The organism is Cohnella nanjingensis, assembly GCF_014212125.1.
Classification (GTDB): Bacteria; Bacillota; Bacilli; order Paenibacillales; family Paenibacillaceae; genus Cohnella; species Cohnella nanjingensis.
Genome location: NZ_JACJVP010000040.1, coordinates 44205 through 62110 on the forward strand (window position 1 = coordinate 44205; position 17906 = coordinate 62110).

Consider the following 17906-nt stretch of genomic DNA (forward strand, 5'->3'; position numbering starts at 1 on the left):
ACTACCTACATTCGCTCGTATAGACTGCTCAGTCGCTCCCCATTCACATGCGACTGCAGCTTGAATACTCGTCTATTCGACGTTCGACTGCGACGAAGCGCGAATCATCAGCTGCGAATCCAGCTTGAAGATGCGCTCTGCCGGCTCGTCGCTGGCGTTGACCCGATCGATCAGCTTCTCGGCCAGCAGCGCGCCCATCGCGTACTTGGGCTGCTCTACCGTGCTCATCTTCGGCGTGATGTATTTGCTGACCCGTTCATTGTCGACGCCGACGACGGCGAGCTGACCGGGGATGCGGATCTCCAGTTCCTCGCAAGCCCGATAGACGCCGATCGCCATCTCGTCGTTGGCCGCGAAGATGGCCGTGAATCGCGCGCCCTTCTCCAGCAGCCGCTTAAACGCCGCATAGCCGCCCGTCTCGTTGAAGTTGCCGTTCTCGATCAAGCCGGGATCGAACGGCAAGCGCGCGTCGCGGAGCGCCTTCATGTAACCCTCCAGCCGCTCGTAGCTGTCGATCGCGTCGGCGTACCCGCTCAGGAAGGCGATCTCGCCGTGGCCTTGCCCGATCAGATGGTTCACGACTTCGCGGGCCAGCTTGACGTTGTCGGTCAAGACGCACGGGATATCCGGATGGTCGACCGCTCGCCCGATCAAGCCGATCTGATAGCCGTTGTCCGCGTACGCCGCGATCTCCCGGTCCGACATGAGCGGCGTGACGAGGATCATGGCGTCCACCGTCCGGTCCATCAATAGCGACATGTACGCGATCTCTTTGTCCTTCTCGTTCTGCGCGTCGCAGATGATGAGCTTATAGTGGAGCCGGTTCGCCGCGTTCTCGATGCCCTTGATGATCTCCGTGTAGTAGGAGATGAGGATGTCGGACACAAGGACGCCCAGCGTCATCGTCTTCTTGGAGCGGAGATTCTTGGCGGAGGCGTTCGGCGTATACTTCATCTCTTCGATCGCTTGCATCACCTTCGTCTTGGTCTTCGGACTGACGAGAGGACTGTCGTTCAATACCCGCGATACCGTCGCGACGGACACGCTCGCTCTCCGGGCCACATCCACTATCCGATTGTCCGTCATCGCATCTCTTTCCCCTCGAACATTTCCTTCAGTATACTGGATCTCCCACGCAACGGCTACCCGACCCCCGGCAGCCTGCCGCCATGGCAAAAGCCGCTCCTCGTCGGACGCGACGACGGAGCGGCTCTAGATCTATTGCAGCGGCAGGCCGTCCCGCTTCGCGACTTGCTCGGCGGGCCGGAACATGAACGAACGATGAATGGGAGATTACATTCGAAGATTACATCCGAGGAAGCGTGACCGTGAATACGGTGCCTTCCGAAGGGGTGCTGCGGACGCGGACCTCGCCCCGGTGCAGCGCCACGATCCGGCTGACGATGGAAAGCCCCAGGCCGCTGCCGGAGGCGGTGCGGTCGCGCGACGGATCGGCCTTGTGGAACCGCTCGAAGATATAGGGCAGCTCGGATTCGGGAATGCCGGCGCCCGTATCGCGTATCTCGACCGCCACGCGGCCTTGGCCGCCATCCGCGATGCGAATGCCGATCGTCCCTTCCGCGCGCGAGAACTTGATGCTGTTGGCGAGCAGGTTCAGCCACACCTCGTAGAGCAGCGCGCGGTCCGCCGCGATATCGGTGTCCGGGAGATCCAGCTCCAGCGCGAGCGACTTCTCGGACCACTGCCACTCGAGCAGGATGATCGCCTGCCGGAGCTGCTCGTCGAGCCGGAACGTCGTCTTGTTCAGCTCCGCGCCCTCCTTGTCCAGGAACGCGAGCGTCAGCAGCTGCTTGCTCAGGGCGGAGAGCCGCTTGCTCTCCTCCTCGATGACGCCGAGGTACCCTTCCCGCTCCTCCGGCGTCCCCTCCCCTTCGCGAACCGCGCGGGCGAATCCCTGGATCGAGGTGAGCGGCGACTGAATCTCGTGGGAGACGTTCGCGACGAAGGCTTGTCTGCGCTCGTCCAACTGCTGGATGGCGCGGGCCATCCGGGAGAAATGCTGCGCCAGATCGCCGATCTCGTCCCGCCGCCCGACGGAGAGCCCGATCTCGTAGTCGCCCTCGACGATCCGTCTCGTCGCCCGGGTCAACTCCTTGACCGGGCGGACGATGTAGCGCGACAGCACCGCGATCAGCACCAGGCTGACCGCGAAGGTGCCGCAGAGCAGCACCGCCACGATGATGCGGACCTCGCCGATCTGCTGCGCGAGATCCGGCCGGACGAACAGCGCCGCCGGCCCCTGGGGCGTCCGGAGCGGCATTCCGACCGTATTGCGCACGCTGTTCTCGAAGAAGGCGAGAAGCTCCAGCTTGCGATTCTCCTCGGCCATGCCATGATAGACGCCGCCGTCCAGGACGGCCTGCACCTGCGCGGCGGACAGCGTGCCGCGCTTGAACGGCGAGCCGTACGTCCGGTTCCGTCCGTCCGGCCCGACCGCGTAGATCTGGAAGCCGAGCGCGGCGACCCGAGTCAGGTACGCGTCCAGATCGAGCGCCGGATTGTCCTCATAGAGCGTCTGGATATTCCGCCCGATGTCCAGCACTTTGCGTTCGTTGTCGGCGCGCAGCTTGAACTCGTAGTAGACGCTGGTAAGGAGCAGGCCGAAGATGCCGCTGACCATCGCGACCAGGACGAAGGTGACGACGATGCGGAAATATAAGGTCTTCATGCTTCCGGCACCTCCAGCTTGTACCCCAGGCCGCGGATCGTCGTGATGACGAAGTCGTCCTGCCGATGCGCGAACCGCTCCCGGAGGCGCTTGACGTGCACGTCTACGGTCCGGCTGTCGCCGGCGAAGTCCGCTCCCCAGACGAGCTGGATCAGCTGGTCCCGCGTATAGATCCGGCCGGGATTGCTCGCCAGCTGCGCCAGCAGCTCGAACTCTCTCAGCGGCAGGGTGATCGGCTCGCCGTCGACCCTCACTTCATAGCTCTTGCGGTCGATCTGCACGCCGCCGAGTCCGATGACCTCGGAGGAGACCAGGCGGTAACGGCGAAGCAGCGCCCGGATGCGGAAGAGCAGCTCCTTCGGCTCGAAGGGCTTGACCAGGTAGTCGTCCGTCCCGGCCGCGTAGCCGTCTTCCTTGTCCGTTAGCTCTCCCTTCGCCGTCAAGAGGATGACGGGAATATCGTAGTGCTCCCGAATCTCTCTGCACAGCTCGATCCCGTTCATGCCGGGCATCATGACGTCGACGATCGCGAGATGCGCTTGCTCGCGTTCGAGCAGCCGCGAAGCGGCTGCGCCGTCGCCGGCTTCCAGCACGACGTAGCCTTCCTGCCGCAGGACGAGCCGCAGCAGCTCGCGGATGTGGGGATCGTCGTCCGCGACGACAACGTGAATTCTCATAGACAGATCCGCTCCGATGAATGCGGCGCGCGAGGAGGGGCGAAGAGCCCATTCGCCGAAAAGACACTGACCGAGGAGGTCAGTGTCTTAAGGAAAGTCGCGCGTATACGCTTAGTCTTTGGATTGGGTGGGACTCGTATTGACGACCACGGGAAGCATCTTCTCGGTCTTCGCCATGTCGTGTCCGCACTGCGGGCATTGCGGCTGCGCCGAGAAGGAAAAGTTGTCTCGAATCCACCCGTTGCAATGCTCGTTCGTACAAGACCAAATGGTCGTCAGCTCCTGTTGGACTTCCTCCAACGGCTTCTTCCGTGAATTGTACATGACTGACCCCTCTTTCTCTTGGCGATAGGCAACCCTGTTACGATACCCGGAATGAATGCAGGCGATGTACGGCGCTCAAAATAAAAAATCACATGCCGCACAAGGTTACCCGAGCTCCCCGTATAACCCTGGACAATATGTGAAAATCCGATAAGCGTCAATATGTCCATCATATTACATTAGCGCCAGAATAGCAACCGGAGACGATCGCCTAAATGCGCGAGAATCCCTCGTCCTCCAGGTATTCCTGCGCTTCCGCGTAGGTCTCGAAAGCCGCGTCCAGATTGAGTCCGGCGAAGATGTACCACATGCCGTCCTCCTCTTCGTATTTCAACGAGAGTTTCTGTTTTTTGGCATTGCTCCAGACCTCTTCCCGCTCGGGTTCGCGCACGATCGGCGCCGCTTCGCCCGTCAGCGAACGGATCGAGGCGGCGACGATCGACCGGAAGTCCGCTTCGGTATAGTCGGTAATATTCACGAAGCCTTTGTCGTCGGTCGGATAGCCGTCCAGTTGGCCCGCGTAGACGAATCCTTTGCCTTTCGGATGCAGATGGTAGATGACCGTCTTCTTCTCGTACGCGCTCTGCTCGTAATGGTAATTCACGCGTCCGAGGGATACGTCCTTCCGCGTCAATTCCGGGAACGTATCCGCGATCGCGATCTTTTGTTCGAAACTCAGCATGCTTCAGCCTCCGTGTGGCGCGATTGTTCGTTCCCTTATTATAACACAACCTCGATGCGCCAAGCCGTCGCCCCCTAGGTCCAACCCCAGAAAAAGCCGTCGCGGTCCCAGGCCACCCGGCCTGCGTGCAGCTTGCGGAACGCCTTGACGACTTCTCTCTCGAGGGAGACGTTGCCGCGTTCGTTGACGAAGACGAATCGTTCGCCGAAGCGCTCCCGGATATAGGCGACGGCGTCGCTCTGGCTGAGCTTGGCTCGGAACTCGATCTCCTTCACCATCCAGGCGGCGACGTCCTGCGCGGTCGCTTCCATGCGTTCCACTCCCATTTCATTTTTCCTTTATCCTACCACAGCCCGCCCCTCTGCCGAAATCCGACTGGGATAAAGCGAAACTGGCGATCTACGAAGATCGACAAGCCCATAAAAAAAGCACCGCAGCAGCGGAAATAATCTTCCGCCGCACGGTGCTTCCGTCACGTCTATCAGGGACCGTTTAATACATCCAGTAAAGCATGCCGTCCGGCCCCCATCCATCAAGCGGATCGCTAAACCGATTTCGTTTGCCTCAATTTATATTCCTTCGCACTGCAACCGGTATATTCCCTGAACTTCTTGTAGAACCAATCGAGCTGGCGGTATCCGACCTCGGGCGCGATCTCGTAGATCCGTTTGTTCGTCGTCATGAGCAGCTCCTTGGCCTTCTCCATCCGGACCTGGACCAAGTAGTCGTTGAAGGACACGTTGCCGTACGTCTTGAACAACCGGCCAAGGTAGGCAGGATTGACATACAGCTGCCGGGCGATCTCCTTCAGGCAGACGCCGCCCCCGCAGTGCTCGCGAAGCAGCGACTTGGCTCCTTCCACGAATGGGTGGCTTCCTGCCTCGCCCTCCGCTTCCGCTTCGATCTTCTGCATGGCCGTCGTCAGGGAATGATTGAGATCAGGGAAGGTGTGCATCGAATCCCTCATTCTTATGTTGCTAGTTTGCCGCTCCGGGCAGCGGGAACGAGACCAGGTCGGGCAGATCGGCGCGCGTCACGGCAAACGGGTGGCGATACAGCTTCAGGATCATCTCGCGTTCCGTATACCGCTCGGACAAGATCGCCCGGCCAGCCTCATCCGGCCGATGGACGAACTCGCCATACCAGGTGCAGTTCCATGCCCAGCGCGCGCCGTCCTCGATCATCCTGTCGGGATCGGGCAGCGTTCCGTTCTCCGTGAGCGCGATGATCTTATCCGCATCGGTATATTCGAGCGCCTGGCGGAACCGGTCCGCGTTCGAACCGTACTGCCGCTCAGGCGGATAAATATCTTCGCCGATGATATCGACGTACGCGTCTCCGGGGTACCAGTCTTTGTGCTGGCCGTTCCATACCCAAATGAGGTTGTGCAGTCCGTGAACGTTCGTCATCCGGTCGTACATGAGTTTCCACAGCTTGATGTACGGCTCCGGCCCCTTGGCGCCCCACCAGAACCAGCCGCCCGAGGCTTCATGCAGCGGCCGCCACAGCACCGGCACCCCCGCTTCTCGCAAACTCGCGAGAAGGCCCGAGATGACGTCGATGTCCCGCAGCAGCAGCGCATATTCCTCCGAGGACGGATGGTCCATCGCCCTCGCGATGTCGAACGCGGTCGCCGTGGTATAAAATCCGCGGTGCCAGCCGTTGTCCGGCGGCTGATCCAGCAAGTCCTTCGGCGCGTTCCAATGCCAGCAGAAGGTGACGATGCCGCCGTCCCGCCACCATTGCAGCGCCAACCTCGTATCCGTCCCCTTCGTGCCGCGCTCCGTACGCGAAGGGGAGTCGTTCATGAAGTCAAAGCCGCCGACCGCCGGATACTTCCCGGTCTCCCGATAAATCACGTCCATCTCCGGCGTAGACAGGACGCCGATTTGCTGTCCCGTCAGCATGCGTTTCCCGTAAGTGCTGCACAAGTACGCCATCAGCCTACGCGCGATTTCGTCAGCTATGGGATTGATCAAATACGGCTTTACCTTGTACCTGCGATCCTTCATTTGTTCCTTCATCGTTGCCATTGCAGCTCCCTTCTTGGATGCACAGGTTTAGTGTTCTTTCGTTTTCCTTGATTCGCCTTGACCGCGCATCGATCAGCCGACGACGCCTGTCCGCTCTACGCTTTCGACGAAGTACCTTTGAACGAACAGGTACATGAGGATCAGAGGCGCGATCGCCAGCAAGATACCCGTATCGACAAGCATGGAAACGTGGTTCGGATCCGCCTTCACGTTCGTCCCGCCGCCGACGCCGAGCAAAGCGGGCAAATATTGGTTCGCATCTGCCGGCAGCGACGCGATCTTGATCGCCATCAGGTTGCCCTGGCTCATGAAGAGCGAAGAATAGAACGTGTCGTTGTATTGCCAAACGAAGGCGAACAGCAGTACCGTCACGATCGGGGGAACCGCGTTCGGCAGCATGATCCTGAAGAAAGTCCTTATGCCGCCCGCTCCGTCGATGAGCGCCGCTTCCTCGATCTCGCCCGGCATGCCGCGGAAAAACTGCCGGAAAATATAAATGTATAATCCGGACTTTAATCCGTTGGCCAATCCCGCGGTAATCAGAGAGGGCGCGTACGTATTGAGCATGTTGATGCCTTCTTTGCCGGTAAAGAGATGAACGATCCCGAGGACGTCGAAATTCCTGAAATGCAGGTACATCGGCACCATAAGCGTGCTGGAAGGAATCAAAATCGTCAGAATGACGAAAGTGAACAATATATTTTTTCCCGGAAAAGAAAACCTGGCAAAACCGTAGCCCGCAAGCGCGCAGGAGGCTGCTTGAAGGAGCGTCGTGGAGACGACGAACAGCAGGGTATCTCTCAGAAGCGGCCCGTAGTGCAAAATGTCCATCGCCAGTCGAATATTTTCCATCGTGAAATGGACGGGGATCATGTAGATGGTCGGATTGTAAATGTCGGACTTGTCTTTGATGGCGACCGAGATTTGCTTGAGGATCGGGTATACGATGACGAACGAGATCCCGATGATCAGAATATAGCGAACAATCGACCATAGCGCGCCGGTCGTGATGTTGCGCGCTTTGTACAGCTGCACGGTCACTTTCTCGTTCTTCATGGCTGCCGCTTTCATGGCGTTCTCCTCCTTGCGTCCGTTAGGTGTTGTAGAATACCCTTCGGGAAATCAGCGCGCCTACAACGACGAGAATGATGCTGATGACGAACGTATAGATCCACGACATGGCGGCGCTGAGACCGAAGTTCTGCGACTGAAAGGCGGTCGTGTAGATCATCCGGGTCAAACTGCTATCTGTGAACGAATCGATAATCGTATAGATGACGTTGGTCAGAATCAGCGGACTCACCATCGGAAACGTGATTTTCCAGAACGTCTCGTAGGGCGTCGCGCCTTCCATCTTGGCCACTTCGTACATCGTGTGGGGCACCGACTGCAACGCGGCGAGGAAAATGAGAATCTGCACGCCGGAGCTGCGTATGATTTCGTAGATTCGCTGTACGGCATCCACGATATAATCGATCAGCAGGTCCGGCATGCCCGCATGCGCGAGCAGATCGACGACGATGAGCGGATCGAATCCGGTCTGGGCCAATCCGAGCTCCTGCGCGACTTCCGAGCTGCCGGTCATCTGGATCAAGCCGGACGCCTGCGCGGAAGCGACGGCGCCGGAAGCCAGTATCACCGGCAGGAAGAAGACGGCCCGCGCAAGCGGACGCCCCGTGAATTTCGAGTTCAGCAGCACGGCGGCGAACAGGCTGAAGAACAGGATCATCGGAACGTTCCACGCCATTCCCGTGACGGATTCGGTCAGCAGCCGATTGAAATTCGGGTCGACATAGAGGGCATCCTTGAAGTTTTTCAATCCGATGAAGTCCAGCGTATATCCGCCGCCCGGCGACACTTTCAGCGCATTGAAGCTGAAATGCAGCGATTGAATCAGCGGCGTGGCGAACAGGAACACGAATCCAAGCAGCCACGGCAAAATAAACACGATGCCGAGCGCCGCCCGTTTCTGCTTTAAGGTGCGTTTTTTGACGTTCATTTGCCGTCACCGCCCGCCGCGAAATTTTTCGCCTCAATCGTAACGCCGTTTATGGCGACCGGCTTGTCGGTATAGTTGACATAGACCGAAGTCCCGTTATCGTAACGGACTTCCGCGACGCCCGGCTCATGCTGGATATGCTCGACGATCGTCCTGGATTGCAAACCCGCCAGCTCTTTGTTCGCTTTGGCGTACATGTCGGCTGCCGAATCCAGCCCATCTGCGTAATGCGTCGAGAACATGGCGTCATAGGGCGTAAACTTCAATCGGGATGAAGATTCATATGTCCACATGAAATGGGGAGCGGCGCCATATTCGATGGAACGAAGCAAATGATCGGCTGTGTCCTGCTCGTCATCCAGGTTGATCGGAGAGCCCGCGTATTCCTTGTAGCCGTGAAGGACCATCTCATAGAACGGAATGGTTTGATCGGCAATGTTGAACCCGCTGGAACCCATCGGCACGTTTACCAGCTGGTCGGCGTAACGCAGCGCATAGGCGTTGCCTCCCGTGAGCAGGAGGTTCGGATATTGGGCCTTCAGCTTGTCAAGCTGCTCCGTTACGACGTTTTTTGCGGTATCCCGGAAGACGACGCGGCTCACCCGGTAATCGGCATGCAGCAAATCGCCCAGATCGCGCAGCGATACTGCATCCAATCCGTAACGCTTGTAGCCGTCGATAAACCGGTCCACGAAATAGGGCAGCTTCGCCGGCGAAAGCAAGTAGAAATCGCCGCGCAGGTTGTTCATCGCGCTAAATCCGCGATCGATCGGCGACAGCATCGCTTGCTCGCGCGTGACGAACCGGGCGGCGTCCGAGGCCGGCTTGAAGTTCCTATCGTCGCGAAGCACATGCTGGAAGGCGACATCGGGATACAGCTTGCCCCCCATCGACTGCAGCCGGTCCGCCAGCTTCTTCAGGTCGGACTTGCTGCCCAGATCGGCGTCCGCTTTGACATGGGCGGGAACCTTATGGTTCATCCCTCCGTTGAACCAGCCTACATATCGCATCTGCAGGTTGGATATGCCTTTGCTCTTCAGTTGGTCGGCGATCTGACCGGCTTGCTCGAAGGTCGTCATCGGCACCATGCCTTTATAAGGAATGCCAAGGAACGATTTGCGCTTGTCTACGGCTCCGAGCACATCCAGATAGAACGGCAGATTAGGGCCAACTGCTAGAGGCTTCAAGACGCCGTCCTGCACCAGCTTCTCCCGATATCGCTTGGCCATGCCGGAATAATTGGCATCGCCGTCGGACAGGAAGCTGTAACGGACTTGCAGATCGCCCTCGTAGCGGGAATCCGTCAAAAGCTTGACCGAATCGACCGTGTTGCCTTTGTAAATATCCAACCAGTCTTCTCCGCGCAGTTGGAAGCTGGCGTAGACGTGATTGTAGGCGTTTTGTCTGCCGCTGACGTCCGCCTGGATGCTGGCGATTCCGTCACCCTTCTCGATGACGGCGAGCCAGGCGGCGTCGCCGGATTTCAGACCGAATACGGGGAGCCGGGCGGATTCGGCTACCTGGCCGCGGCGCCGGGAATTGAGGTTCTCGTCGTCGCCGTATACCCGCTGCACGTAGACCTCTTCCTTGAACTTCCCGTTGTTGAGATCGATCAGGCTTCCGGATCCGTCCGGCACGAGCATGTAGCCTTGTTCGTTCGTCCCCGCCGCGCCGAAGAAATTCAGCAGTTCGAGCGAGCGAATTTGATACCCTTTGCTTTCCTTGATTTGGCCCGCGGGCACCGTTACGACGAGCGAACCTCCGTCCAGCCGGTATTCGATCGGAATCGCGAAGTTCGGCTTTCCCAATCCGGCGCCGCTTGATATTCCGTTCTCCTCATTGTCCAACGCCAAATCTTCTGCCGTATAGCCCGCCTTGGCGAACGCTTCAAGCATTCGCTTGAGCACCAACGCCCTGTTCACGGCGGCATCCAGGCGTTCCAGCACTTTCGGATTGTCCTTCAGCGGAAAGTAGCGGTTGCCGACGTACTTCGCCGTCGCATCATCAAGCTTGCTCAGCACCTTGTCTTGCATGCGCTGCTTGCTGATCCGCTTCGGCAACGCATCCATGCCCAGCGACATGTCCCCTAGCGTGAATGTGACCCGGATGCCGTTCTCGATCGCTTCGGCCTGGAATTGCTTGCGCTGGATACTCTCCGCAAAGTTCGTCATGGCGGTCAAGGTGCCCATCGAATCGCGAAGGTTGATCGACGCTTGCGAAGAAAGACGCTGCTTTTCTTCCGGCGACGCGATGGCGTCCGCGTCCCGGTCGGCGGGATTGCTTCTCCATAATTTTCCGCCGCGCCGGTCGAGCACCCCGATTTCGGCCGTGTCCGGGTTGAAATAGAGCGCAGCGTCATTCGTCTGCGCCGCCAGCTTCATGCCGGGAACCGCCTGGCCGTTGTCCGGCAAAAATTGCAGCGCCTTCGCCGGCAACGGCTCTTTGTCTGCTGCCGCATAAGCGGCGATATCGACGGCCGGCGCTCCTTTCGCGGCTAGCCGGAAATAGAGAGCGAATAGGCCGATTAGGACGACGCAGGCCAGCACCGCGTACCCTTTCCATCGTTTGTTCAAGGATGCGGCCTCCTTTACGCCCGGAAGATGATTTCGCGATAAACATCATAAATGAACCAATAAATTTGCGCGCCTAAACTGAACGCCAGCGTGCCGATGAAGACCACGAAGGCCATGGCAATGACCGTCAAAAACAGGGTAAGAAAAGCTTTGGACGGCGAATATTGGTGCACGGTCATGATGCCGACGAACAGGAGGAACACAAACCAGATACTGGCCGCGCTGTTCATCAGCCAGTAGAATGCCGTCTCTTCCTGCGTCATGAACCGGCTGATGAAGGTCATCGGCAGGTTGATAAGCACAATCGGCAGCAGCGCATACCCTGTCGTCATGACGATTTCCTTGAATTTGCCTTCGCCTTCCATGAGCGTCGTGATCGACCAGTTGGCCATGCAGAACAGCAAGAAGGGCAGCAACGTGTACTGGAGGTCGTCCAGGCTGTTCAGCATCCGCGGATCGACGAAATTGACCAGGAAGCCGGCGAACTGCTTTTGCAGGATGGTCGTCAGAACGAGCAGCGCCAGGATCGTCAAGGAGACCGCGAGCTTCCCCTTGCGTTCAAACTTCATGTCCCAGAAGCCGGAGAACGGGTGGAAAATGAGATGGAGCGGAAACTTAAGAAAGTCTTGCTTCACGGTTCCCCGTCCTCCTTCGAATGACTTGCCGCGCAACCCGGAATGTTACGAACCCGGCAATCAGGACGACCAGGACCGTCATGAACGTGCCGAAATGCTCCTTCATCACTTCTCTGCGATGCCGCTTGAAGGCGACGGAATAATCTTTGCGCTGCATCCCCAGCTTGAAGTACGCCATCGCTTCCTTGTTTTTCTTCTCCATGAGCAGCGACTTGCCGATCCCCAGATAGGCGATGTCATAGTTCGTATTCAATTGCAGCACTTCTTTCCACAATTTGACCGCTTCCGTATCGTCCCCGTCATAGTGATATTTGGTAGCCTGATTCACCAAGCTGCCGAACCTCGTGGGATGAAACACGACGATATTGTTTTTGCCCCTGTCGAGCACCGCCAGCCGTTCCCCGATCCGCTCCACCGCCACCGGCGTGTTGAACACGCCGAGTTGGGTACCGCGGCCCCCGAACGCGTACAGCAATTCTCCCTCGTCGTTATAGCCGAACAGGCGCGCCCGGTTAGAATCGAGCGCCATGTAGAGCCCGCCGTCCAGCACCTTGATGTCGACCAGCTTGGAAGGTCCCGAGTTGTTGCCGAACCTCCGATATCGGATATCGCCTTTGTTCGGATAGTAGCCGAACCGCTTGATGACGTCTTGTCCGGACGGGTTCAGGCGCTTGATCGTATCATCCGAGTTGATGTCGATGGTCGTTGCGTACACGAACCCCTTCTTGTCCATATCGACACTCGAGAATTCGGTAGGGATGAACAGCTGCATCTGCTCCTTCTGCGCTTTCGTGGACAGCATCCGCCACAGCCGGTCCGCCAAATTCGGCGACACCTTGATCGTGCCGACAAACCCCATAAACGCGCCCTTCTCGTCAAATTGCATGATCCCTTCGAATTCTCCCCGGGAGATGACGAACATTCGGCCCGCTTGATCGACCGCGATTTTGAGCGGGGCGAATTTGAAGTCCTTCGGCAAAATGTCCGATTGCGGCTTTTCGAAAATACGCAGCAGCTTGCCTTCATTCGACAGCATAACGACACGGTTATGATCGGTATCCGCCACGTAAATCTCTTTTCGGTCGGAAACGAAAATGCCCGTAGGACCGGCAAACCCGTCTTCCTTACCATGATTGTCGAACTTCTGGATGACCCGCAGGACGTTCCAGTCCTTATCCAGCGAAACGATGCGGGCGTTGCCGCTGTCGAGAATGTAGACGGACTCGTCTTCCGTGACGAACATGTCGTTCGGCTGATTGAATTCGCCGACGCCCAGACTGCTGCCAGTCACGGCCCGATCCGGCAAGTAGGGGGCGGGCAGCGGCACAGAATCCGAATAATAATCGTACGTATACGCTTCATACGGCGCCTTTGCCGAAGCCGACGGCACAGAGGCCGACAGGAACAAGGCCGCGATCGCCGCAAGCAGGAACGCTCTCTTGATAGACACCATCCTCCCCCCTTAGTCCTTCATCCCGGACGTCGCCATCGTCTCGATAATGCGGCTTTGCGAGAACACGAACAGCGTGATCGGCACGCTCATCAAGATCAAGGCGACGGCCGAGCCGACGCCCGCACGGGCGATGCCGCCGAGTATGATTTGGTTTGAGGCGTAGTGGAGCGTCTTCAGTTGCTCGCTGTAGATGAAGCCGTTGCCGTCCGTCCCCCACAGCAGCTGGAACAGGAGGATGATCAGCGTCAGCCAGGCCGGCTTGACGTTGGGCATGACGATTTGCCAGAAGATCCGGTATTCGTTGGCGCCATCGATCTTGGCGGATTCCAGCAGCGCGTCCGGGATTTGTTCCATGAACTGCTTCATGAGATAGAGGCCGAGCGGGAAGGCGAAAGCCGGCACGATGACGGCCCAATACGTATCGATCAGCCCGATCCACGACATGACCATATAGTTCGGAATCGCCGTTACCTGAACGGCGAACATGAGGGAAAGAACCACGATCGTGAAGATAACCGTTTTCCCGGGAAAGCGGTGCTTCGCTAACGGATAAGCGGCGGCCGACGCCAGCAGGACGTGGCCGACGACGCCCACGCCGGTAATGAACACCGTGTTGAAAATATAGCGGGTGAACGGAACCCAGGACTGGCCAAGCAGCGTCTTCAAGTCGATGAAATTATCGAACGTAGGATGCCGGACGAACAACGTTGGCGGAAACAAGAAAATCTCGTCCAGCGGCTTGAAGGCGGCGTTGATCGCGTACACCAGCGGCAATGCCATAAATGCGCCTACGATGGCGAGGAAGACAAACAACCAGAACGTCCCCATCGCCGAGCGATTGACCCTTTTTTTGCGAAGCGGCAGCGCCAACCTCATCCGTCTATTCCCCCACTCTTCGCAGAAGTCGTTGAACCGCCAGGTTCGTGCCCACCATCAAGATGAACAGCACGGTCGCGATGGCAGAGGCGAAGCCCATCTCGAAGCGGATCGTTCCGAAATCGATCAGATGCGTGACGATCGTTTCGGCGGCATAGTTGACGCTCGGGAAGCCCGCCAGGAAGATGGAGACGTCGGCGACCGCCAGCGACGCGGTGAGCTGAATGACTGCTCCAAACATGAGCTGGGGCTTCATGGAAGGCAGCGTGATGAACCACAGCTCCTGCCAGCGATTTTTGATGCCGTCGACCGCGCCCGCTTCGTACAGCGTCTTGTCCACGGTCTGCAGGCCGGCGATAAAGGCCAGAAACCCGGTGCCGAGACTCAGCCACAACTGGACGAGGATGATGATAGGCAAAATGTACTGTTCCGTCTTCAGCCACAGAATCGGCTCCAGGATGATCCCCATCTTGATTAGAAACCCGTTGGCGATCCCGTACCGGTCGCCGGAGAAAATCAATTGCCACAGAAAGAAGACGTTGCCGGAGATGGAAGGGGCATAGAACACCAAAGTCATAAACGCCCGCAGCTTGGGCCGCATATCGTTGATGATCCACGCAAAGACGAAACAAGCCAAATAGCTGATCGGTCCCGTGATCGCCGCGAAGAGGATCGTGTTCTTGAGCGCGATCAAGAACACGTCGTCTTCCAGGAACAGGCGGGAATAATTTTGCCAGCCGATGAAGCGGGGAAACTCCAGCATGTTGAAATACGTAAAGCTGATAATCAACGACATCAAGACCGGTAAAACCGTAAACAAGGCGAACAGGAGCATATAAGGCATCATCAGAAAATAGGAATGCTTGTGCGCTCTGATCTCCCGCAGCTTCAAAGCCCGCCAGGACGAAGCGCGCGGTTCGGTTTTGCCGGCGGCTGTCCCCGGCCGATCTTTCGTGATGGTGACGTTCGGCATGTTGACCCCTCCCCTTAATCCGGCAGGCCGAATTCTTTGCGTTTCGCGCGAATTTCATCCTGGATATACTGCGCATACTCCGTGATCGCTTCGCGCGCTTCGGATTTCGCGTTGACCGCGACCTTATAGAACGCGTTCTGCAAATGCCTTCCGGTGAAGTAGCCGCCGGGAACTTCCGGAATGCCGCGCACCCAATCAAACTGCGATTTCAAGCTCTCATAATCGTCTACCGGCCACGGCAGGCTGTCCAGCGCTTTGATATTGGCGGTCGGATAGCGGGCAGCCGCGCCCATCAGCGCTTCCATTTCTCTGCCGAACGTCGTTTGCGTTTCATCGCCGGTCCACCATTTCATAAATTCCCATGCCGCTTCTTTGTCTCTGGCGCTCTGCAGCATCAGCGTGCCGCTGCCGGCGCTCGGCGTTTCCCGGCGAATCGTGCCGTCCGGCTGCACCTTGCCGGGAATCGGCACGAAGCCCCACATGCCGCGAATTTCCGGAGCAAAGACGGACAACTGGTTATACAGCGAGTAGTCCGAGATCCCGATCGGCATTTCGCCGGTTCGGAACCGGTTGGCAAAATCGAATTCTCGCTCCAGCTTGTAATCGGTATAAAACTCCGTCCACGATTTGAACGTATCGATGCCGACTTTCGAATCGAGATCCGACTGTTTGCCGCCGTTCCGGTAGAACTGACCGCCGTTCTGCATGAGCAGCGTGGCGTAGATCGGATTGGGCGGGATGTTCTGGCCGGGATACTGCGGCGTAAACATGGGCGGCAGGCCGAATTGCAAATGATTTTTGTTCAGCACGGCCAGCATGCGGTACACGTCGTCCCAAGTCTCGGGAACCTGGAGGCCCAGTTCTTTCAGAACGTCCTTCCGGTAGAAGAGCATATTGAACGTCTGCGTTTCAGGCAGAGCGTAGACGCCCTTCTCAAACGTATAGGGCACAAGCGCGCTCTCGCGGAACCTTGCGGCCACTTCCCGGAAATCCGGAAATGCCGTCAGGTCGGCCGCCGCGTGCCGCATCCCGTAATTCACCGGAAGATCGTTGCCGATCTGCATCGCCACATCCGGCCCTTGGCCGGCCAGCGTCGCCGGCAACAGCGTGTGCATCTGAACCAGCTTCAAGTTGACGTTGATGCCGGTCTGCGGGGTGAACGTCTCATCGATCATCGCTTTCAGCGTGTTCGCCTGGTCGCGGCCGCTGCCGATCCAGACGGTAATCGACCGCTGGTCGACTTCCGTCGCGACATTGCCGATCTGGTTATAGTCAATGATGAACGAATACGCGAACGTTGTAATTTCATGCTTCAATCCAGCGAACAGGCCGGAACCGGAACCCGGGAATTTGCGGTTCGGCGATGCCACGTAAACCGCATCGATCTGCAGCGGCATCTCCAGCGCCTTCTGCAGCCAGGTGCCCAATCCGCCGGTATTCACCTTAAATGACGTGAGCCGGCGCGGAATCGTGTCGGGGTCCTTCACCAATTCTTCCAGCTGCACCGACATCGTCTTCAGCAGCGCTTCCGAGTCGCCGCTTCCGCCCGACAGATTGCGCAATTGCTTGCTGACGGCTTTCAGTCTGTCGCTTTCCGCCTGGAACGTCTGAAGCAGATTCGGAATTTGCCGGTCTACCCGATAGTCGCGGTACGCATCCGGCGACGTACCGGTGATCATGACGATTTTGCGGTACATCGCATTCAGGTTATACAAACTGTCCCTGACTTCCCGGATCAACGGCGCGAAATCGCCAAGCGTATTTTCCAGCCGAATGACGTTTTTGCCCTTTTGCAGCTTGAATTGGAACGGCTCTTTTCCGCCCATCACCTCCAGACGGTAGCCGCTTTTGAATCGAAACGGCACCTGCTCCGCTTCCAGGAACGGCACTTCCCCGTTGATGAGGAGACGACGGGTCGAATAGATGCCGCGAACGAAATCCTGCCTGGCCTTGAATGCGATTTGATACATCCCGGCCTCCGGAACGTCGACTTCCCACTCGATCCACTGTCCCGGCATGCGCCAGTTATTGCCTCCGATCGTGTTGACGCGAATCAGCTTGGGGCTGTAAGGCGTCACGGCACTGCTGGAGCGGTCGGCTTGCGGATACAGCGTAGGGGAAGACTTCGCGGTCGCATCTTCGCCCTGGATCGTGATGAGCTGATTCTTGGACGCCTGCACCCCTTCTTGCTCATAACGCTTCAACGACTCTGCATACGGCGCGGGAGACTGAACGTTGAACAGTTTCAACTGGCGAATCACCATCGGTTCCCGCTGCGACACGAGCGACAGCGTATGCGAGCCTGCCGTGAAATAAAAACGGAAAGGCTCCGCGTAATAGCCGTCTGAATCTTCGAGGAGCGTCTCGCGCCACTCCGGCTTCTCGGATTGCTGCGGACGCAAATCGTTGCCGCGGTTGTCCCGCTTCACTTGTTGCAGCTCATTCGCCCAGATGCGGTCGAATTGCAAGTAATTCGCTTCCTCGAACGGAACGTCTCCGTCAATCAGAAGCATGCGTTCGATGCTGGAGCTTTTGCCTTGCACCGGATAATATTGAACCGCGATATTGTAATAGCCCGTCTCCGGCACTTCGACGTTCCAGTCGACGCGCCCCTTTTCCCCCGTTATCAGGGAGGAGCCGCTTGTCCCTTCGAACTGATCGAGCTTCTCGAACCCGTCCCCTTCGATCTTGGCATAGTCGGACGCTTCGACGATGAGTTCGCGTTTCGGAAAGACGCCGCTTGCATGTTGTGCCGTATAATCCGCATAATCTCCGCGCCCTTGCTGCAACGACATCCACGATCCTTTAGCCAATCCCTGATCTTCCGCGTTAACCGAACGTTGGGCAGATGGCCGGGTCCAGTACAAGATCAGCCCGACGGCCACGACGATGCCGATCGCCGTTAATGCCATTTTTTTCAGCGGTAATTTACCTCTCAATGTCAGCCCCCCATTGCGGCGGATCAATCTGCGGGTGTATGGCGAAAAAAAGG

At 57.9% G+C, this 17906-nt stretch carries 16 protein-coding genes; all 16 read right to left on the minus strand.

Annotation, left to right across the window (positions count from 1 at the left end; all coding sequences use genetic code 11):
- Positions 1–72: 72 nt before the first annotated feature.
- The 16 genes from H7C19_RS23020 to H7C19_RS23095 all read right to left on the minus strand — a co-directional run bounded on the left by H7C19_RS23020 (position 73) and on the right by H7C19_RS23095 (position 17826).
- Positions 73–1086 (minus strand): LacI family DNA-binding transcriptional regulator, encoded by a 1014-nt coding sequence (locus H7C19_RS23020; protein WP_185671423.1) that lies wholly within the window; start codon positions 1084–1086, stop codon positions 73–75.
- Positions 1087–1306: 220 nt separating this feature from the next.
- On the minus strand, positions 1307–2689 hold the full coding sequence (locus tag H7C19_RS23025; protein WP_185671424.1) for a sensor histidine kinase: 1383 nt from the start codon (positions 2687–2689) through the stop codon (positions 1307–1309).
- Entirely contained in the window at positions 2686–3366 is a 681-nt protein-coding gene (locus tag H7C19_RS23030; RefSeq protein ID WP_185671425.1) for a response regulator transcription factor, read from the minus strand. Before H7C19_RS23030 ends, H7C19_RS23025 begins: the two co-directional genes overlap by 4 nt.
- 111 nt (positions 3367–3477) lie before the next feature.
- Positions 3478–3690, minus strand: coding sequence for a cold-shock protein (locus H7C19_RS23035; RefSeq protein WP_185671426.1), 213 nt, complete (start codon positions 3688–3690; stop codon positions 3478–3480).
- Between the two features lie 211 nt (positions 3691–3901).
- A complete protein-coding gene (locus tag H7C19_RS23040) occupies positions 3902–4372 on the minus strand; it encodes a hypothetical protein (protein WP_185671427.1) in 471 nt (156 codons plus the stop codon).
- 74 nt (positions 4373–4446) lie between these two features.
- Positions 4447–4683, minus strand: a complete 237-nt coding sequence (locus tag H7C19_RS23045; RefSeq protein ID WP_185671428.1) for a DUF6953 family protein — start codon at positions 4681–4683, stop codon at positions 4447–4449.
- A 233-nt stretch (positions 4684–4916) separates the two neighbouring features.
- Positions 4917–5327 (minus strand): helix-turn-helix transcriptional regulator, encoded by a 411-nt coding sequence (locus tag H7C19_RS23050; protein WP_185671429.1) that lies wholly within the window; start codon positions 5325–5327, stop codon positions 4917–4919.
- A gap of 22 nt (positions 5328–5349) precedes the next feature.
- On the minus strand, positions 5350–6405 hold the full coding sequence (locus H7C19_RS23055; RefSeq protein ID WP_246469696.1) for a glycosyl hydrolase: 1056 nt from the start codon (positions 6403–6405) through the stop codon (positions 5350–5352).
- Between the two features lie 72 nt (positions 6406–6477).
- Positions 6478–7461, minus strand: coding sequence for a carbohydrate ABC transporter permease (locus H7C19_RS23060; RefSeq protein ID WP_185671473.1), 984 nt, complete (start codon positions 7459–7461; stop codon positions 6478–6480).
- A 37-nt stretch (positions 7462–7498) separates the two neighbouring features.
- Positions 7499–8404, minus strand: coding sequence for a carbohydrate ABC transporter permease (locus H7C19_RS23065; RefSeq protein WP_185671430.1), 906 nt, complete (start codon positions 8402–8404; stop codon positions 7499–7501).
- A complete protein-coding gene (locus tag H7C19_RS23070; protein WP_185671431.1) occupies positions 8401–10977 on the minus strand; it encodes a DUF5696 domain-containing protein in 2577 nt (858 codons plus the stop codon). Before H7C19_RS23070 ends, H7C19_RS23065 begins: the two co-directional genes overlap by 4 nt.
- Before the next feature lie 14 nt (positions 10978–10991).
- Positions 10992–11612: a YIP1 family protein gene (locus H7C19_RS23075; protein ID WP_185671432.1), complete on the minus strand. Its 621-nt coding sequence runs from the start codon at positions 11610–11612 to the stop codon at positions 10992–10994.
- Positions 11593–13065 (minus strand): NHL repeat-containing protein, encoded by a 1473-nt coding sequence (locus H7C19_RS23080; RefSeq protein WP_185671433.1) that lies wholly within the window; start codon positions 13063–13065, stop codon positions 11593–11595. The genes H7C19_RS23075 and H7C19_RS23080 overlap by 20 nt, the downstream gene beginning before the upstream one ends.
- A gap of 9 nt (positions 13066–13074) precedes the next feature.
- Complete coding sequence (locus H7C19_RS23085; RefSeq protein WP_185671434.1) at positions 13075–13941, minus strand: carbohydrate ABC transporter permease; 867 nt, start codon at positions 13939–13941, stop codon at positions 13075–13077.
- A gap of 4 nt (positions 13942–13945) precedes the next feature.
- Positions 13946–14914, minus strand: coding sequence for a carbohydrate ABC transporter permease (locus H7C19_RS23090; RefSeq protein WP_185671435.1), 969 nt, complete (start codon positions 14912–14914; stop codon positions 13946–13948).
- 14 nt (positions 14915–14928) lie between these two features.
- On the minus strand, positions 14929–17826 hold the full coding sequence (locus H7C19_RS23095; protein ID WP_185671474.1) for an extracellular solute-binding protein: 2898 nt from the start codon (positions 17824–17826) through the stop codon (positions 14929–14931).
- Between the last annotated feature and the right edge of the window lie 80 nt (positions 17827–17906).

What these genes read in the sequence shown, in the direction of transcription:
- H7C19_RS23045 (WP_185671428.1), bottom strand. Translation starts at nt 4,683, where the DNA reads ATGGAAGCGACCGCGCAGGACGTCGCCGCCTGGATGGTGAAGGAGATC.
- H7C19_RS23065 (WP_185671430.1), bottom strand. Translation starts at nt 8,404, where the DNA reads ATGAACGTCAAAAAACGCACCTTAAAGCAGAAACGGGCGGCGCTCGGC.
- H7C19_RS23040 (WP_185671427.1), bottom strand. Translation starts at nt 4,372, where the DNA reads ATGCTGAGTTTCGAACAAAAGATCGCGATCGCGGATACGTTCCCGGAA.
- H7C19_RS23020 (WP_185671423.1), bottom strand. Translation starts at nt 1,086, where the DNA reads ATGACGGACAATCGGATAGTGGATGTGGCCCGGAGAGCGAGCGTGTCC.
- H7C19_RS23030 (WP_185671425.1), bottom strand. Translation starts at nt 3,366, where the DNA reads ATGAGAATTCACGTTGTCGTCGCGGACGACGATCCCCACATCCGCGAG.
- H7C19_RS23085 (WP_185671434.1), bottom strand. Translation starts at nt 13,941, where the DNA reads ATGAGGTTGGCGCTGCCGCTTCGCAAAAAAAGGGTCAATCGCTCGGCG.
- H7C19_RS23060 (WP_185671473.1), bottom strand. Translation starts at nt 7,461, where the DNA reads ATGAAGAACGAGAAAGTGACCGTGCAGCTGTACAAAGCGCGCAACATC.
- H7C19_RS23080 (WP_185671433.1), bottom strand. Translation starts at nt 13,065, where the DNA reads ATGGTGTCTATCAAGAGAGCGTTCCTGCTTGCGGCGATCGCGGCCTTG.
- H7C19_RS23095 (WP_185671474.1), bottom strand. Translation starts at nt 17,826, where the DNA reads ATGGCATTAACGGCGATCGGCATCGTCGTGGCCGTCGGGCTGATCTTG.
- H7C19_RS23050 (WP_185671429.1), bottom strand. Translation starts at nt 5,327, where the DNA reads ATGCACACCTTCCCTGATCTCAATCATTCCCTGACGACGGCCATGCAG.
- H7C19_RS23055 (WP_246469696.1), bottom strand. Translation starts at nt 6,405, where the DNA reads ATGGCAACGATGAAGGAACAAATGAAGGATCGCAGGTACAAGGTAAAG.
- H7C19_RS23025 (WP_185671424.1), bottom strand. Translation starts at nt 2,689, where the DNA reads ATGAAGACCTTATATTTCCGCATCGTCGTCACCTTCGTCCTGGTCGCG.
- H7C19_RS23090 (WP_185671435.1), bottom strand. Translation starts at nt 14,914, where the DNA reads ATGCCGAACGTCACCATCACGAAAGATCGGCCGGGGACAGCCGCCGGC.
- H7C19_RS23035 (WP_185671426.1), bottom strand. Translation starts at nt 3,690, where the DNA reads ATGTACAATTCACGGAAGAAGCCGTTGGAGGAAGTCCAACAGGAGCTG.